Genomic DNA, 16,086 nt, shown 5'->3' with positions numbered 1-16,086 from the left:
CCCGTCATGACGCACCTTCCCATGCTCTTGGACGAGCAGGACCTGGCCGGCGCCCTGGAGTGGCTGGAGACCCAGCCGCCCTACGCCATCGCGGACGAGATCGCCCGCATGGACGCCGTGCAGTCGGTCATCACCTTCCGCCTGCTGGACAAGGACCGTGCCCTCGAGGTCTTCGAGGAGCTGGACCCGGTAGACCAGCAGGAGATCCTCCAGGGCCTCCGTGACCAGGCGTTCCGCGACCTGGTCGAGCACATGGACCCCGACGACCGGGCCCGGATGCTCAAGGAGGCGCCGGCCAAGGTCGCCAAGCGCGTGCTCGCCGGACTCAGCGCCCACGAACGGCAGATGACCGCCGCGCTGCTGGGCTACCCGGAGGGCTCCGTCGGCCGCTTCATGACGCCCGAGACCGTCGCCCTCCAACAGGAGTTGACGGTGGGACAGGCGCTGGAGGTGGTGCGCCGCAGGGGCGGCAACGCCGAGACGATCTACACCCTGCCCGTCGTGGACCGGGGCCGGCGGCTGACCGGCATCGTCGAACTGCGCGAACTCGTCCTCAGCGAGCCGGGCGCGATGGTCTCCGACCTGGTGGTGACCGCGCCGCCCATGGCCAGGGCCACCGAGCCGGCCGAGGACGCGGCCCGGCTGATGCGCGAGACCAACGTCATCGACCTGCCGGTGGTGGACAGCGAGGACCGCCTCGTCGGCCTGCTGACCAGCGATGACGCGTTCGAGGTCATCGAGGCGGCGGACACCGAGGACGTCGCCCGCCAGGCCGGCTCCGAGCCGCTGGAGCGGCACTACATGTCGGCCAGCGTCTTCCGGCTCTCCCGCACCCGGATGATGTGGCTGATGCTGCTGCTGGTCGCGGCCACCCTGACCGTCTCGGTCACCCGCCTCTACGAGGCCGAGCTGGAGGCCGTCACCCAACTCGCGCTCTTCGTCCCCCTGTTGATCGGCACCGGCGGCAACGCCGGCGCCCAGGCCGCGACGGCGGCCGTCCGCGCGCTGGCCGTCGGCGAGGTCCGCACCTCCGACCTGTTCCGGGTCATCTGGCGCGAGTGCCGCACCGGGCTGCTGCTGGGCGCGATGCTGGCGGTGGTCGGCTTCCTGGTCGGGATGTTCTTCGTCGACCCGGACGTGGCCGCCGTGGTCGGCCTCACCCTGGTCGTGATCTGCGCCTGGGCCTCCACCGTCGGCGGGATGATGCCGCTGCTGGCGAAGAAGCTCCGCATCGACCCGGCGGTGGTCTCCGCGCCCATGGTGACCACCCTGGTGGACGCCACCGGACTGGTGATCTACTTCAGCACGGCCAAGGTGGTGCTGGGGATCTAGCGACTCGGGAATCTGGAGCGCCGGAACGGTGAGGCTGGCCGAAGCCCTGCGGTGCGCGGCGGAACGGCGCACCGTGGAACGCGGCTCGCCGGGTCCTGACTCGGCTCAACTCCACGCTTGCGGTTCGGTGTTCAGGGCGACAGTGGTGCAGCGGTTGAGCCTGGTGACGAGTGCTCCTTCGTAGCTGGTGCGGTCGGTGTGGCCGTTGTCGTCGCCGTCGTGGGTGTTGACGAGGAAGAGCCAGCCGTCGCGGTTGTGGCTGGCGGGCTGGGCGCAGACCTGGCACAGGCGGTGTTCCATGGTGTGGCGTTGGCGGTTGGGGTGGAGGGCCTGGAAGTTGGGCTTGCCGGTGCCGGGTGCCTGGCGGACGCGTCCCCACAGCACACCGTGGGTGTCGCGGTCGGCGGCGGTCTCGTCGGCGTAGCGGATGCCGGCGTAGTCGGGGCGTAGGACGACGCGGGAGGCGGTGACCGGAGTTGGCCTGATGCGACCGCACGGCGCGGTCGCCCGGGGGGAGCGGCCTCACCAACGCTCCCGGCGCGCGCCCCCGCCGCGCTCCAGTTTCTTCACCACTCCCAGGCTCAGGTTCGCGCGCTCGGCCAGACCCTCCTGGGTGAGACCCCGCGCGCGGCGCAGTTCCCGAAGCCGGTCACCGGGCGAGCTGTCATCGTTCACGACGGAACCCCGTCCCTGTCGGTCGGCCAGTAACTCCCAGGACAGGACCGGGAGATCCGCGTGACCGCCTTCGGCGGACACGGTCATGGCCGGTGCCGGGCCGGGGCCGTGGCCCGGGTGGTCGGGAGGTGCCGGGCGATCGTGCCTTTCAGACCTTGATGACCGTGACCTGATCGCCACAGAGAGCCAGCAGGTCGTCCGGGTCGGAGGTGAGCACGGTCGCTCGTCCGGAAGTGGCGAGAACGGTCGCGGCGAACATGGCGTCGATGGCGTGCTTGTGTCCGTGAAGTCCCGCCCGGCTCAGGAGAGTTGTGGCGCGGCGAGCGATGGGCTCCGTCACGGGCTCGACGATCAGGCGGGACAGCGTCCACGCCAGGGCAGCGTGGTTGACGCGTGGGTGGGCCACTTCGACGAGAGTGGCTGCCGAGGTGATCACGCGAAGGTCGTGGCGGCGCGCGAGGGCCAGCCAGGCGTTCACCGTTCGGTCGTGCTGGACGGCCTTGGCCAAGCCCTCGCAGTCCAGCGCCAGTGTGCCACCCATCGTGGGGCGGGGCCGGGTCATGCGGCGTTCGTCCGGCCCTGCCTCTGCTCACGTCGCGCCTGTTCCAGCTGATCTTCCAGGGCGTCGATCTCCTCCTCGGTGATCGGCCCGTGCTCGGCCTCGCCCGCGGCGATCAGCTCGTCGAGGTTGTCGCGCTCGATCTGCCGGGCCACGGCGGCGGTGACGTAGGACGAGAGGCCGGACGGTCCGCCGCGGGCGCGGGCGGCCTCCGCGATGTCACGTGGCATCGTGATGGAGTACTTGCCGGTGAGCTCGCTCATACTCGTTATGCTACCGCTCATCCCACTCGGCTTTCCCCTGTCGAACCGTGAGCACCGGGGGCGGCCCCGACCGCCGTCCCCGGTGCCCGGGACCCGGTGGGGCCGGGGCTCAGGCCGCCAGGCCCGGCTCCAGCGAGGCCGCCGGCGCCGTGCGGGCGCGGGCCGTCGCATAGAGGGTGATCAACCCCGTGGTCACCAGCGCCACCAGCGCGAACGTCACGAGACCCGACCACTCTGCCCGGTGGTAGACCGCCGCGCCCGCCGTGCCGCCGACGCTGGCGCCCAGGTAGTACGCGACCTGGTAGAGCGCGGACGCCTGGGCCTTGCCGTGGGTGGCGACCCGGCTCACCGAGCCGGAGGCGACCGCGTGCCCGAAGAAGAACCCGCCGGTGATCAGCACCAGCCCGGCCAGCACGGCCGGCAGCGACGCGGTCAGCGTCAGCAGCAGGCCGACGACCGTGGTGCCGATCGCCACATAGAGCGCGCCGCGCCGGCCCAGCCGGCCCAGCACCGGGCCGGAGACGGCCGAGGAGACCGTGCCCACCAGGTAGATCACGAAGACCGAGCCGGCGAGCCCGGCCGACAGGCCGAACGGCTCGGCGACCAGCCGGAACCCGATCACCGTGTACACCGCGCTGAACGCCGCCATCAGCAGCAGCCCGATCGCGTACAGCCGCAGCAGCAGCGGCCAGCGCAGATGCCCGACGACCGAGGCCAGCACGGCCCGGGGCCGCAGCGAGGCCGGGGTGAAGAACCGCGCCTTCGGCAGCAGCAGTCGGAAGGTCAACGCGGCGACCACCGCCAACGCGGCCACCGCCGCCAGCGCCGCGCGCCAGCCCGCGCCCTCGGCCACCCAGCCGGTGAGCACCCGCCCCGACATGCCGCCCACGCTGTTGCCCGCGATGAACAGGCCGATCGCGCCGACCGTCGCCCGCGCGTCCAACTCCTCGGAGAGATACGCCACCGCCGAGGCCGGAATGCCGGCGAGCGCCGCGCCCTGGAGCGCGCGCAGCGCGATCAGGCTGCTCAGGTCGGGCGCCAGCGGCAGCAGCACCGCGAGCCCCGCGGCCGTCGCGACGGAGACGGTCATCAGCCGCACGCGGCCGAACCGTTCCGAGAGCGTGGACAGCGGCAGCACGGCCAGGGCCAGCCCGACGGTGGTGGCCGAGACGGTCCAGCTGGCCCGGTCGGGCGAGACCGCGTAGGCGGCCGCGATGTCCGGCAGCAGGGCCTGGGTGGAGAACAGCATCGCGAAGGTCGCCATGCCGATGGCGAAGAGCGCCAGGTTGATCCGGGTGCGTTGTGGGTGAACGAACGGCGGAGCTGAGGCTCCCGGGGTGGCGGGAGCCCTGGTATCGACGGAGGGCATGGCTCGAACGTACGGCGGCGCTCTTATGACGTCCAATGCGAGAAGATGCCAGAATCGATGCACTGTCGTATGACCGCAGGAGGGAGGGGTTCATGTCATCGTTCCGCAACGGGAAAGACACTTCGGTAACGGGGCCGGGTTCGGGTTCGGGGCCAGCCGGCGAGGGCGCGGGGCCGCCAGCCGAGGTCGCCGAGCTGGCGGCGGACGCGCCGGCGGCGCTGCTGGCGCCCCGGCTGGCGCAGTTCGCCGGGGTCGCCCGGCACGAACACATCACCCAGGCGGCGCGGGAGTTGGGCGTTCCCCAGCCGACGCTCAGCCGGGCCATCGCCCGCCTTGAGGCCGACCTCGGCGTGGACCTGCTGGCCCGCCACGGCCGCACCGTCTCGCTGACGCCGGTGGGCCGCGCGTTCGCCCGTTCCGTGGAACGCGCGCTCGCCGACGTCGCCCGCGCCGCCGAGACCGCCCGCGCCGACGCCGACCCGGGCGCCGGCAAGGTCGCCTTCGGCTTCCTCCACACCATGGGCCCGGAGACCATGCCCACGCTGATCCGCGCGTTCCGGGAGACCCACCCGAGGGTCAGGTTCGCGCTGGTGCAGAGCTACGGCGAGGACATGATCGAACGGATGCGGGCCGGCGAACTGGACCTCTGCCTCACCTCGCCCGTTCCCGACGCCCCCGACCTGGTCACCCGGCGGCTCGACGAACAGCGGCTCTCCCTCGTCGTCCCCGCCGACCACCGCCTCGCCGGCCGCCGCCGCGTCCGGCTCGCCGAGACCGCCGAGGAGTCGTTCGTCACCCTCGAACCGGGGTACGGGCTGCGCCGGCTCACCGACGCGCTCTGCGCGCAGGCAGGCTTCCGGCCGCGCATCGCGTTCGAGGGCGAGGAGCCGGAGACGCTGCGCGGCCTGGTCGCGGCCGGGCTCGGGGTGGCGCTGCTGCCGCCACCGACCGTGCCCAGGCCGGGAGTTCACGACCTGACCGTCACCGCGCCGCGCGCGGTGCGGGAGATCGGCGTGGCCTGGATGGCCGGCCGCCCGGAGACCGCCCCGGTGGCGGCCTTCCGCCGCTTTCTGCTCAGCCGCAGGGGGGCGCTCACCTCGGGGTGAGCGCCCCACGGGGCGGGGCCGCCGGGCCCTGGGGCCCGGTCGGCCAGGGCGGACCGGCCTGGCTCTGCTGGGACGTTGGCCGGTTGGTCGTGGGCGCGCTTCCGACGAGACACGTGGTCGGGTGCGGGTCCGGCGACCGTTGTTCGCGGCCTCAGCCCGGGCACCACCTCAGGGGCGCGGGGAACTGCGCGGAGTATCTGGGACGGGGGGGCGGACGACAACGGTTCAGGGGTGGGCATGGGCGGTGAACGGGGCGCCCCGGAGCCGGCGGCTTGCGGGCCGAGCTCGCTCCCATGTCCCGGGCCGCGCCCGGGACATGGTTCGCTCACACCTCCGCGTTCATCACCGCCGTGACATAGGCATCCAGCCGTTCCGCCACCGCGCGCGGCGTCAGCTCGGTCCGCCCCGCGTCCCGCCACGGCCCCGAGACCAACGACACCTCCTCCGACAGCGCCAGCGCGTCCCGCACCCGCCAGTACCGCCGTTCGCGTTCGGACGCCGCCAACACCCCGCCGGCCTCCTCGTACGCGTCGGCGAACCGGAAGCCCCACTCCGGGCCGTGCAGCACCGCGAGGTTGGTGGCGCAGTGCGCCATATCGAAGTCCGCCGGGCCCCAGGACGGCGTCGCCCAGTCGACGACCCCGGTGATCCGGGCGGCGGACGGCGCTCCGGGCGGCGCTCCGGGCGGGACGTCGAACAGCACGTTGCCCGGCTGGAAGTCCCGGTGCAGGAACCGCCCCTCGTAGGCCGGCGCCGGCTCGCGGATCAGGTCGATCGCCGCAGCCCACGCCGCCGCGTCGCCGCCGGGCGGAACGACGACCGTGTCGGCGGTCGTCAACGCCTCGTACTCCCGGGGCCGTTCGGCCGGCCGCACCGCGTGGATCGCCACCAGCTGCCGCGCCAGCAGCGGGACGCGGGCCGCCACGCCCGCGTCGTCGAGGACCGTCCGGCCCGGCAGACGCGTCATGAGCAACGAGGGGAACTCGCAGTGCGCGGCGGTCGGATCGACCGCGACCAGCGCGGGGGCCGGCACGTCGGTCCCCGCCAGCAGGGCCAGGGCGTCGGCCTCCCGGTTCAACCAGCCCTCGGCGTCCTTCGCGTCGACGACGGTCCGCAGCACCAGGTGCCGGGTGTCGCCGTTCGGCGCGCGCACGGTCAGCCGCCGCATCTCGGCGGTGATCCCGCCGCGCAGCGCCACGATCCCGGTGATCCGTTCGCCGGCCGCCAGGTGCCGGCTGACCCAGGCCAGCGTCAACGGCCGGACGCTCACCGCCGCCAGGCTGTCGCGGAACTCCTCGTGCGCTGACACCGGGCCAGCACACCAGCCGAACGGGGCCGCCCGCAAAGGGTTTCGCCGGATGACCCACCATCGACGACCCCCCTCCACGCAGCCCACCGCCGGCCCCAGCCCACACCGCCGGGCGCAAGGCGCCAGGCGCCACCCGGCCACGGCGCTCAGCCGTCCACCACTCCCGCCGCTCCCGAGGCCCGGCGCCAGCCGATCTACGCGCGTAGGAAGTACAGTTGACCCGTGACCTCCCAGACCCATCAGACCCCCGACGCCCCGCGCACCCCTGTCCCCGCCCCCGCATCGCGGTCGGCGGCGCCCCCGACCGAGGAGCAGATCCGGCGGGCGCCCAAGGTGTTGCTCCACGACCACCTGGACGGTGGGCTGCGGCCCGCCACCGTCGTCGAACTCGCCCGCGAGCAGGGGTACTCCGAGCTGCCGACCGAGGACCCGGACGCGCTGCGCGCCTGGTTCCTCGCGGCCGCCGACTCCGGTTCGCTGGAGCGGTACCTGGAGACCTTCGCGCACACCACCGCCGTGATGCGGAGCGCCGAGGCGCTGCGCCGGGTCGCGGCCGAGTGCGTGGAGGACCTGGCCGAGGACGGGGTGGTCTACGCCGAGGTCCGCTACGCGCCCGAGCAACACCTCGCCGCCGGGCTGACGTTGACCGAGGTCGTCGAGGCGGTCAACGCCGGCTTCCGGGAGGGGGAACGGCGGGCGGCGGCCAGCGGCCGGCGGATTCGGGTGGGGGCGCTGCTGACCGCGATGCGGCACGCGGCCCGTTCCTTGGAGATCGCCGAACTGGCCAACGCGCACCGGGAGTCGGGCGTGGTCGGCTTCGACATCGCGGGCGCCGAGGCGGGCTTCCCGCCCACCAGGCACCTGGACGCGTTCGAGTTCCTGAAGCGGGAGAACAACCACTTCACGATCCACGCCGGCGAGGCGTTCGGCCTGCCGTCCATCTGGCAGGCGCTCCAGTGGTGCGGCGCCGACCGGTTGGGGCACGGGGTGCGGATCATCGACGACATCGAGGTCGCGGAGGACGGCTCGGTGCGGCTGGGCCGGCTGGCGGCCTATGTGCGGGACAAGCGCGTCCCGTTGGAGCTGTGCCCGACCTCCAACCTCCAGACCGGCGCGGCCCGTTCGTACGCCGAGCATCCGATCGGACTGCTGCGCCGGCTGCGTTTCCGGGCCACGGTCAACACCGACAACCGGTTGATGAGCGACACCAGCCTGAGTCGCGAATTCACCCATCTGGTACAGGCATTCGGCTACACGCTGGACGACCTTCAGTGGTTCACGGTCAATGCGATGAAGTCCGCATTCATTCCTTTCGACGAACGTCTGGCCATGATCAATGACGTGATCAAGCCCGGATACGCGGCGCTGCGCTCCGCATGGCTGTTCCATAACGAGCGCGAACTCCCGTCCTGAGCTGCGGTTTTGTGGAACGGGTGGGGCGGGCGCCGGTCGGGCGCGCGCTCGGCCGGTGGGGTGAGTTTCGAGCGACGGCACACTTTTCGATTCATTGCCACGGCGGGTTTTCCCTGGCTACCTTCGGGCTCGCCGCTCACCAAACACACCCAAGGAAGTCCAACTGATGAAGCACGCAACCGCCAAGACGCTCGGTGTGGCCGCCCTCGGTGCCGCGTTCGCCGCGACCGCTGCCGGCTCCGCCTCCGCCATGAGCCTCAACGAGGGCCTGGCGCAGGCCACTGGCGAGGTGGCGAACTCCGTTCCCGTCCAGGACACCGTGAACCAGGTGGCCGGCCAGGAGGTCGGCGGCGTCAGCGAGCAGCTGCTGGAGGCGACTCCGACCAACGGCGCCCTGAACGCCGCCACCGAGACCCTCACCCACACCACCGGCGTCGCGGGCGCCACCCAGCTGCTCGGCGGCCTGCCCTCCGGCGCCCTCGGCACGGTGGACAGCCTCGGCGGCGTCTCCGGCGCGGCCGGAGCCGTGACCGGCGCGCTCGGTGCCCTCGGCTGACCTCACGCCATCGGCTGACCCTCAAGAACCGCCCCGCGCTCGGTCCTAGTCTCCTCCTTGCGCTTGGGGCCACCCGACCGCCGCCGAACGGCGGTCGGGCAAGGGCCGCACTGCCCCCGCCACCCCCGGGGAGTGCGGCCCTTCGCGTTGCCTCGGCCGTGGCGTTCGGGGCGGCGTCAACCCGTCGGCTCCAGGGGGGTGTTGACCGCCGGCTCGTGGGTCGCGGCGGGACGCCGCTCGGTCGGGTGGTGCTGCGGCTGGACCTGCGGCCGGTGCTGCGGGTGCGGAACGGGCGCGCCGGCGACGCGCGTTCCCGGCGTCGCCCGGTGTCCCGCGTGGGGCCCGGGGTGGCACGCCGCGTGGGGAGCGGGCGGCGTCGTCGGGGACCGGCCGGCCGGCGGCGGCTCGGCCGGCGGCTCGAACGGCGGCGTCGAGAGCGGCGCGAACCGGCGCAGCAGCCCGTAGCAGAACTGGTGGGTCAGGGCCACGCCCAGGGTGTTGAGGAGCACCGAGTCGATGTCGCTGACCCGGCTGGGCGTCAGCGTCTGCGCGCACTCCAGGCCCAGCGAGACCATGGCGCCGACGAAGACCGTGCGGGCCATCGACATCAGCCGCCCGCCGCCGAGTTGGGCGCCGACCAGCGGCAGCAGCACCCCGAGCGGGGCGAGGCGCAGCAGCCCGGCGGCCAGGGTGCGGCCGGCCTCCTCGGGCCCGCGCGCGAGGTCGGCGCGGATGGTGGAGAGCGGTTCGAGGTTGGCGGGCGAGACCCACAACATGCTCAGCGGGCGCAGCGCCAGCCAGGCGACCAGTCCCAGGTAGCCGAGGAGGAGCACCGAGGCGCCCCACCGGGCTCGTGCGGGGACGCGTGGGCGGCGCCCGCTCGTCTCCCCTCCCCGGGCGGGGTGTTCGGCGGGGCGGTTGCCGGCGGGTGGCGTCGGCTCGGCTGAGCCCGCAGGAAGTGGCCGCACGCAGGAAGGGACGTCACGGCGCGCGAGGCCGGTTCCCCGACGCCACTGTGAGCTGGGCCCCACCGCGGGAACGGGCCGACGGGGCAACGGACGGACGGGGCAACGGATCAACGTGCCAACGGGGCAACGTGCCGACGTGCCGACGGGGCAACGTGCCGGCGTGCCGACGGGCCGCGACGCGGGGAAACGGCCGGGCCCGTTAGCCGTGCCTAGCCGAAGTTGCGGGCGCCCTCCGGGCTGCGCATCGCCGCCCGGCACGAGTAGGTGTGCGGCTTGTCGGACTCGGCGCCCGACCTGGCCGGCCCGCCGAGGGTGACGTTGTCGCCGCCGCTGCCGAGGGAGGCGCTGTTGGCGAAGGTGCAGATGATCTGCGTGAGGGCCAGCTCGTCGATCTCGCTCGGGCGCCGGTTGAGCCGGACCACCCGGTCCCCGTCGCCCTCGACCGGCGGCTCGATCCGCAGGTTCGACGGGACGGCACTCGTGAACCCGGCGGTGCGCTCGGCCTCTTCGGGCTCGGCCTGGAGCTGGTCGAGCAGCGCGACGGCGACCCCCGTGCGGTCCTGCGCCTCGTCGAGCGGCTCCGAGAGGACCCGCGCCACGGACTCCACCCGCTGCCCACAGACCAGATAGACCTCGGTGTGGTACTCGCCCCTCGGCGGCGCGTCGCAGGAGGCCCGGGTGGGCGCGGGGCCCGCGTCCACCGGAACGTCCGTCTCCCTGATGCCGCAGCCGGCCGTGGCCGCCACCGCGAGCAGCCCGGCGAGGAGCGGCAGGGTCGCTCCTCGGTGTCCGCCCCTCACCGCCGATCCTCCTCGGTCGTGCCGTCGTGTGCCTCGTGGCCGCCGTCGCCGTTCCCGTCGCCCGCCGGCGCGCCCCCGCCCCGGTCCTCCTCGCTCCCGCGCGGCCTCGGGGTGGTCAACGGCCCCCGCCCGCCGGCCCGTTGGGAACCGTCCGGGGGCTGGTCGGTGTCCGGGTCGTCGGTGCGGTCCTCGGGAAGCCCCGGGTCGTGCGGCAGGCGCAGGGTGAAGACCGCGCCGCCCGCCGGGTCGTTGCGGACGGTGATGTCGCCGCCGTGCAGATGGGCGTTCTCCAGCGCGATGGAGAGCCCGAGCCCGCTGCCGTCCGAGCGCGGGCGGGACGCGGACGCCTTGTAGAAACGGTCGAAGACGTGCGGCAACACGTCCTCGGGTATGCCGGGCCCCTGGTCCGCCACCTCGACGCTGACCAGCCGGCCGCCGTTGCCCGCCCCGTTCCCGTCCCCCTCGTCGGAGACGTGTTCGCGGACCGTGACCCGGACCGGGGAGCCGCCGTGCTTGAGGGCGTTGCCGATCAGGTTCGCCAGGATCACGTCCAGCCGGCGCGGGTCGACCCGCGCCGTGATGGAGCGGTCAGCGTCCAGGTGCACCGCGTCCAGCCAGGCGCGGGCGTCGATGCAGGCGGTGACCTGGTCGGCTATGTTCACGTCGTCCAGCACCATCTTGGCGGTTCCCGCGTCGAACCTGGTGACCTCCATCAGGTTCTCCACCAGGTCGTTCAGCCGCCGGGTCTCGCTGACCACCAGCTGCACGGCCGGCGCGATGCGCGGGTCGAGCGTCTCGACCTCGTCCTCCAGCAGCTCCGTCATCGCCGTGATCGCGGTCATCGGGGTCCGCAGCTCGTGCGACATGTCGGCGACGAAGCGGCGGCTGGCGGTCTCCCGTTCGCTGAGGTCCTCGACCTGGGCCTCCAGGGAGGCCGCCGCGTTGTTGAACGTCCGGGTCAGCTCGGCCAGTTCGTCGGCGCCGCGCACCGCGAGGCGGGTGTCGAGCTTGCCCTCGCCCAGCCGTCGCGCCGCGTTGCTCAGCCGCTGCACCGGGCGCAGCACCATGGTCGCCGCGCCCTGCGCCAGCAGCACCGAGCCGATCACCGCCAGCGCGGTGGCCACGCCCAGCGACACGGCCAGGGAGTTGAGGTCGTCCCGCTCGGGCGCCAGCGAGGCCAGCAGGTAGCCGGTGGGGCCGCCGCCGATCACCTGGGCGCCGCCGATGAGATACGGGTCGCCGTCGATCTTGATCCGCTGCCAGTAGAGGTGGTGGGCGTCCTCCTCCGGCTGGCCCTCCCTGCGGTCCGAGACGGCGTCCCGCAGCGAGGCCGGGATCATCTCGTGGACGAAGTGGTCAGGGTTGGACTCGGCGCGGCAGTTCTCCTCGGTGATCCGGTCGTCCTCCAGGATCACCTCGTAGTTGAAGGTGCGGTTGGCCACCTTGCTGGCCATGACCTGGAGCGCCTCGCAGGTGGGGCGGTCCGGCAGCGCGCCGGCGCGGTCGCCGAGCGCCTGGCTGAAGTCGCTGAGCGCCGAGTCCTGGGCGCGGGTGAGCACCGCGTCGCGGTTGAGCCAGTACGCGATGCCCGAGACGGAGACGGCCGCCGCGAGGGCGACCAGCGCGAACACCGTGACCAGGCGCAGCCGCAGGCTGGTCAGGCTCAGCAGGGTCCGCGCCCAGCCGCGCACCCGTCCCTCGGGGCGGGCGGTGTCGCCGGCCCCGCGCCGCAGTCCGTTCATCAGCCGCGCTCCCGGCGCGGGCCCACCCGCGCGACCATCAGGGGGCGTCCAGCCGGTAGCCCACGCCGCGCACCGTGCGGATCAGCTTCGGCGAGGACGGCACGTCCTCCACCTTGGCGCGCAGCCGCTGCACACACGCGTCGACCAGCCGGGAGTCGCCGAGGTAGTCGTGTTCCCAGACCAGCCGCAGCAACTGCTGCCGGGAGAGCGCCTGCCCGGGGCGGCGGCTCAGCTCCAGCAGCAGGCGCAGCTCGGTCGGGGTGAGTTGCAGGTCGACGCCGTCCTTGGTGACGGTCATGGCGGACCGGTCGATCACCAGCGAGCCGAAGGTCACCGCGTCGTTGGACTCCCGCTCGCCCCGGCGCATCACCGCGCGGATGCGGGCGTCGAGGACCCGGCCCTGGACCGGCTTGACCACGTAGTCGTCGGCGCCGGACTCCAGGCCGACCACCACGTCGATGTCGTCGCTGCGCGCGGTGAGCAGGATGATGGGCAGCTGATCGGTGCGCCGGATGCGACGGCACACCTCAAAGCCGTCGATGCCGGGCAGCATGACGTCGAGCACGATCAGATCCGGACGCTGCTCGCGCAGGGACTGGAGGCCGTCCTCGCCCGTGGGCGCGGTCACCACCCGGTGGCCCTGGCGGGTCAGACTCATCTCCAGGGCCGTGCGTACCGCCTCGTCGTCCTCGATCAGCAACAGGAAAGCCACACGGCTCATTGTGGCCCATGAACCGTACGGAGTTCGACCGCCCGTATCTGAGGTCTGGCCCACAGGCTCAGCGCGCGCTGGCGGCGGCCCCCGCGTGCCGGTCGGGTGGGTCGTTGAACGCTCAACTCCCTTGTGGCGGGGGCGACTCGTGGGTAACCGTGCGCGGCCGTCGGCGCTGTGACACCGCTGTGACAGTTGGGGGACCCGGTCATGAAACTGGCCCGGCAAGGTATTTCGCATCGGACCTCGGACCGGCACAGGACGACCTTCACGATGGGGGAAGCGGATGAGCGTCACGTTCCACACCACCGGCTCGGCGGTGAATGACACGCACGCCACCGCCTCGATGGTTCCCGTCCGGCACGGGGAGAGGTCCGGTGTCGCGCATCGGCATGGGGGTCGTCGCGGCACCGGGCACCAGCGTCCGTCGCATCTCAGCGCGGTGGGCGTCACGGGGGGTTGTGCGGGGGGCGCGCGGCGCGAGGGGGCCACGGAGGCGGAGTTCACCGCCTATGTGCGCGAGCGCCGCGCCTCCCTGTACGCCACGGCCTACCACCTCACGGGGGACCGGCACGAGGCGGAGGACCTGCTCCAGAGCGCGTTGCTCTCCACGTACCGCGCCTGGGACCGGATCAGCGACAAGGCCGCCGTCGGCGGGTATCTGCGTCGCACCATGACCAATCTGCACATCAGCGCCTGGCGGCGGCGGAAGCTCAACGAGTACCCGACCGAGGAGCTGCCGGAGGCGCCCGGCGAGCAGGAGCCCATGCGCGGCACGGAGCTGCGCACGGTGCTCTGGCAGGCGCTGGCCCGGCTGCCCGAGCAGCAGCGCACCATGCTGGTGCTCCGCTACTACGAGGGGCAGACGGACCCGGAGATCGCGGAGACGCTGAACATCAGCGTCGGCACCGTGAAGAGCAGCATCTGGCGCACCCTGCGCCGGCTGCGCGAGGACCGGGTCCTGAGCCTGGGGCAGGGCCAGGAGGAGTCCTTCGGCGAACTGGTCGCGTAGCGGCTGGCCGCCGAAGGCGGGGGGAAACGGGGGATCACGGGGGAATCGGGGAAACGGGGAACCGAGGGGCGTGGGGAGCGCCCGGAGGGGAGCACGGGGGAACGCGGGGGCGCGAGTCCGGTCGGCCGGGGGGTCTGGCCAGGCTCGCGCCCCCGCTTTCGCGCTGCGCGCGGGCGCGGGTGCGGGTGCGGGCGCGGGTGCGCGGGGCGCCGCCGTCGTCATGTTCCTGGTCGACGGTGGGGCCATCGGCCGGGAGATCCGCGCCCGTGTCGCCCGGGAAGACGTCCTGCACGCTCCCCACCTGCTGGACACCGAAGTCGCGTCCGCGCTCCTGGGCATGGCACGCGGCACAAGGAACGGAATCCCGAAGCTCGACACGGGTCAGCTGGACGAGCACCTCAGGACGTACGGCGCCCTGCGTATCAGCCGGCACGAAGCCATGCCCCCTGCTGCCGCGTGTCCGGGTCCTTCACGCCAACGTGTCCGCCCACGACGCCACCTATGTCGCCCTCGCCGAGACCCTCGGCATCCCCTTCGTCACCGTGGACGCCAGAATCAGGCGGGGCATCCAGAAGCCGCTGCGCGATCGAGGTCATCGGCGCGGAACACCCCTGAGACCCCGCCCCGTTCAGACGCCCGTCGGGTGCCAGACCGTCTTGGTCTCCACGAAACCCAGCAGCCGGTCCGTGCCCGGCGGCGCCGTGAAGTCCTCGGTCGGGTCGGGGCGGCGCACCCGCTTGAGGTTCTCCGCCGCCAGCACCTCAAGCTCGGTCGCCAACTCGGCGTCAGCGCCGGCCAGGTCGAGAACGGCTACGGAAGGGCGCCGGCGCGGGCGGCGAGGGCGCGGAGTTCAGGTGCGGTGCGGCCGGACAGCAGGAGCCCTGCGATGAGGGACCGCACCGCAGGGCGGGAGCGCGTTTCCTGGGGCGCTTGGTGTTCGGCGGCGAGGAGGGAGCGCACGCATTCGTCCCGACGTCCGCGTTGGGCCAAGGCGACCGCTACGTCCGTGTGGTAGCGCGCCCGGCGTTCCACGCTGGGCAGGCTCTGTACCGGCAGCGCACGGGCGGCGGCCAGGGCTGCGGAGGGGTCGCCGGTGGAGGACTCGGCGGAGATTCGGTGGAGTTGGACGGTGGCGGGGCTGAAGCCGCCGCCGTGATCACGCAGCGCGGTGGTGCCGCCGAGGTCGGCCGCGATGGCGGCCGCTTCGTCCGTCAGCTCCCGCATCCCCTCCCGGTCCCCGCGTCGCGCGGCGCTGTACGCGGCTGACTGGATCAGCAGGCCGCGTTCGGCGGCGCCACTGCGGGACGCGCGAAGAGCCGGGTCGTCGGCGGCGTTGAGCGCGATCGACAGCGCCTGTTCCTCCCAGCCGGCGCGACGGGCGAGCACGGCCAGATTGCGGGCGGCTTCCGCCACGGCGAGGGGGCGTCCGGAGGCTTCGGCGGCCTGGCGTGCGCGATCGGCCGCCATCCAGCCGAGTTGCTGCTCGTCGAGCTTGACGAGCATACGGGTCGCGAGGAGGTAGGTCTGCCCGAGTAGGTCGAGGTGGTCTCCCGCGTCGGCGGGCCCGAGTGCGTGTCCGGCGCGGATCAGGCGGGGCAGACGGACGACGAGATCGGCATAGTGGCAGGTATGGAAGTCGGCGTGTACGCGGGCGAGTTCGACGGGCAACTGCTCCGGGGCCGGCAGCTTGCCGTCCTGGCCGATGCCGAGCATCGCGTCCCGTAGCCGAACGACGAGGAGCTGTCCTACGGGGACGTCCTGAGCCGCTGCTGACGCCGATGCGGAGAGCGGAACACCGGCGGTCGCCGCAGCTGAGAGAGTCAGGAACTTTCGTCGCCGCACTGGGTCGTCACCCTCCTCCCACCGGGTTCGTCCCAGCCTAGGGCCAGGAAGGCGCGGGTAGGCGAGACCGGAGGCGACGGGGTATCCGTGTCGGATCGTCGCCGGAGGCGCAGTCGCGGTGAGCCCGAACTCCTTGGGCGGGATGTCGAGCACATCAGCGAAGCGTCTGAGCACGGCGACGTCCGACAGCGACGAGAGGCCCCGCTCGTACCGGGAGATCTGAGAGGAGGAGTAGCCGGTCCGGTCACCGAGATCAGCGAGCGTCCAGCCCCGAGCCTGGCGTCTGCTGCGAATCAACTCGCCGAATGTCCCAGGCCGTTCGGATCGATCATGCGCCTTGCTGAATGGCATCCACGCCCCCGCTGACTGCCGAGGTGACACCCGCCCAGCGTAGAGCGGCCGGCCGGACGGCGGCAGCGGTCTTGCAC

Annotated in this window: 16 protein-coding genes and 2 pseudogenes; 5 read left to right on the top strand and 13 right to left on the bottom strand. The window is 73.1% G+C overall.

Annotated elements, in window-relative coordinates:
* Nucleotides 1-6 precede the first annotated feature (6 nt).
* Nucleotides 7-1,332, top strand: a complete 1,326-nt coding sequence (mgtE, locus tag EBN88_RS03085) for a magnesium transporter (protein WP_122182216.1) — start codon at nt 7-9, stop codon at nt 1,330-1,332.
* Nucleotides 1,333-1,437: 105 nt separating this feature from the next.
* Here the strand turns inward: mgtE and EBN88_RS03080 are convergent, their stop codons facing one another.
* The 5 genes from EBN88_RS03080 to EBN88_RS03060 form a co-directional block, all read right to left on the bottom strand.
* Nucleotides 1,438-1,716 carry a hypothetical protein gene (locus EBN88_RS03080; protein ID WP_122182215.1) on the bottom strand — a complete coding sequence of 93 codons (279 nt, stop codon included), beginning with the start codon at nt 1,714-1,716 and terminating at the stop codon, nt 1,438-1,440.
* Nucleotides 1,717-1,854: 138 nt separating this feature from the next.
* Nucleotides 1,855-2,007, bottom strand: a complete 153-nt coding sequence (locus tag EBN88_RS03075; RefSeq protein WP_122182237.1) for a helix-turn-helix domain-containing protein — start codon at nt 2,005-2,007, stop codon at nt 1,855-1,857.
* A gap of 148 nt (nt 2,008-2,155) precedes the next feature.
* Nucleotides 2,156-2,569 carry a PIN domain-containing protein gene (locus EBN88_RS03070; RefSeq protein ID WP_122182214.1) on the bottom strand — a complete coding sequence of 138 codons (414 nt, stop codon included), beginning with the start codon at nt 2,567-2,569 and terminating at the stop codon, nt 2,156-2,158.
* Complete coding sequence (locus EBN88_RS03065) at nt 2,566-2,829, bottom strand: CopG family transcriptional regulator (RefSeq protein ID WP_122182213.1); 264 nt, start codon at nt 2,827-2,829, stop codon at nt 2,566-2,568. The genes EBN88_RS03070 and EBN88_RS03065 overlap by 4 nt, the downstream gene beginning before the upstream one ends.
* A gap of 109 nt (nt 2,830-2,938) precedes the next feature.
* The gene (locus EBN88_RS03060; RefSeq protein ID WP_122182212.1) at nt 2,939-4,198 is read right to left on the bottom strand and encodes an MFS transporter; all 1,260 of its coding nucleotides are present in this window, start codon (nt 4,196-4,198) and stop codon (nt 2,939-2,941) included.
* 92 nt (nt 4,199-4,290) lie between these two features.
* Between EBN88_RS03060 and EBN88_RS03055 the strand changes: the two genes are divergently transcribed.
* On the top strand, nt 4,291-5,304 hold the full coding sequence (locus tag EBN88_RS03055; protein ID WP_122182211.1) for a LysR family transcriptional regulator: 1,014 nt from the start codon (nt 4,291-4,293) through the stop codon (nt 5,302-5,304).
* A gap of 325 nt (nt 5,305-5,629) precedes the next feature.
* Here EBN88_RS03055 and EBN88_RS03050 read toward each other — a convergent pair whose 3' ends face one another.
* Complete coding sequence (locus tag EBN88_RS03050) at nt 5,630-6,559, bottom strand: phosphotransferase family protein (protein ID WP_233580415.1); 930 nt, start codon at nt 6,557-6,559, stop codon at nt 5,630-5,632.
* 276 nt (nt 6,560-6,835) lie between these two features.
* On the opposite strand from EBN88_RS03050, the gene EBN88_RS03045 reads away from it, so the two are divergent.
* Complete coding sequence (locus EBN88_RS03045; protein WP_122182209.1) at nt 6,836-8,026, top strand: adenosine deaminase; 1,191 nt, start codon at nt 6,836-6,838, stop codon at nt 8,024-8,026.
* Nucleotides 8,027-8,192: 166 nt separating this feature from the next.
* The gene (locus EBN88_RS03040) at nt 8,193-8,582 is read left to right on the top strand and encodes a hypothetical protein (protein WP_122182208.1); all 390 of its coding nucleotides are present in this window, start codon (nt 8,193-8,195) and stop codon (nt 8,580-8,582) included.
* A gap of 176 nt (nt 8,583-8,758) precedes the next feature.
* Here EBN88_RS03040 and EBN88_RS31495 read toward each other — a convergent pair whose 3' ends face one another.
* The 4 genes from EBN88_RS31495 to EBN88_RS03020 form a co-directional block, all read right to left on the bottom strand.
* Nucleotides 8,759-9,415, bottom strand: coding sequence for a VanZ family protein (locus EBN88_RS31495; RefSeq protein ID WP_233580408.1), 657 nt, complete (start codon nt 9,413-9,415; stop codon nt 8,759-8,761).
* A 344-nt stretch (nt 9,416-9,759) separates the two neighbouring features.
* Nucleotides 9,760-10,350 carry a hypothetical protein gene (locus tag EBN88_RS03030; protein WP_122182207.1) on the bottom strand — a complete coding sequence of 197 codons (591 nt, stop codon included), beginning with the start codon at nt 10,348-10,350 and terminating at the stop codon, nt 9,760-9,762.
* Entirely contained in the window at nt 10,347-12,092 is a 1,746-nt protein-coding gene (locus EBN88_RS03025; protein WP_122182206.1) for a sensor histidine kinase, read from the bottom strand. Before EBN88_RS03025 ends, EBN88_RS03030 begins: the two co-directional genes overlap by 4 nt.
* A 37-nt stretch (nt 12,093-12,129) precedes the next feature.
* Complete coding sequence (locus tag EBN88_RS03020) at nt 12,130-12,804, bottom strand: response regulator transcription factor (protein WP_097230511.1); 675 nt, start codon at nt 12,802-12,804, stop codon at nt 12,130-12,132.
* 286 nt (nt 12,805-13,090) lie between these two features.
* Here EBN88_RS03020 and EBN88_RS03015 point away from each other — a divergent pair, with 286 nt between their 5' ends.
* On the top strand, nt 13,091-13,816 hold the full coding sequence (locus EBN88_RS03015) for a SigE family RNA polymerase sigma factor (RefSeq protein ID WP_122182205.1): 726 nt from the start codon (nt 13,091-13,093) through the stop codon (nt 13,814-13,816).
* Nucleotides 13,817-14,444: 628 nt separating this feature from the next.
* Here the strand turns inward: EBN88_RS03015 and EBN88_RS03005 are convergent.
* From EBN88_RS03005 to EBN88_RS31490, 3 genes and pseudogenes are all read right to left on the bottom strand, one after another.
* A pseudogene (locus EBN88_RS03005) lies at nt 14,445-14,630 on the bottom strand (aldehyde dehydrogenase family protein); the annotation flags it as partial.
* Entirely contained in the window at nt 14,627-15,529 is a 903-nt protein-coding gene (locus EBN88_RS03000; RefSeq protein ID WP_233580412.1) for an XRE family transcriptional regulator, read from the bottom strand. The gene EBN88_RS03000 and the pseudogene EBN88_RS03005, both read right to left, overlap by 4 nt.
* A 267-nt stretch (nt 15,530-15,796) precedes the next feature.
* Nucleotides 15,797-16,009, bottom strand: a pseudogene (locus tag EBN88_RS31490) (helix-turn-helix domain-containing protein); the annotation flags it as partial.
* Nucleotides 16,010-16,086 lie beyond the last annotated feature (77 nt).

The organism is Streptomyces triticirhizae (assembly GCF_003696235.1).
In the GTDB taxonomy this organism is placed as follows: Bacteria; Actinomycetota; Actinomycetes; order Streptomycetales; family Streptomycetaceae; genus Streptomyces; species Streptomyces triticirhizae.
Note: the sequence above shows the minus strand (reverse complement) of the source record. Positions and strands in the feature narration are given on the sequence as shown.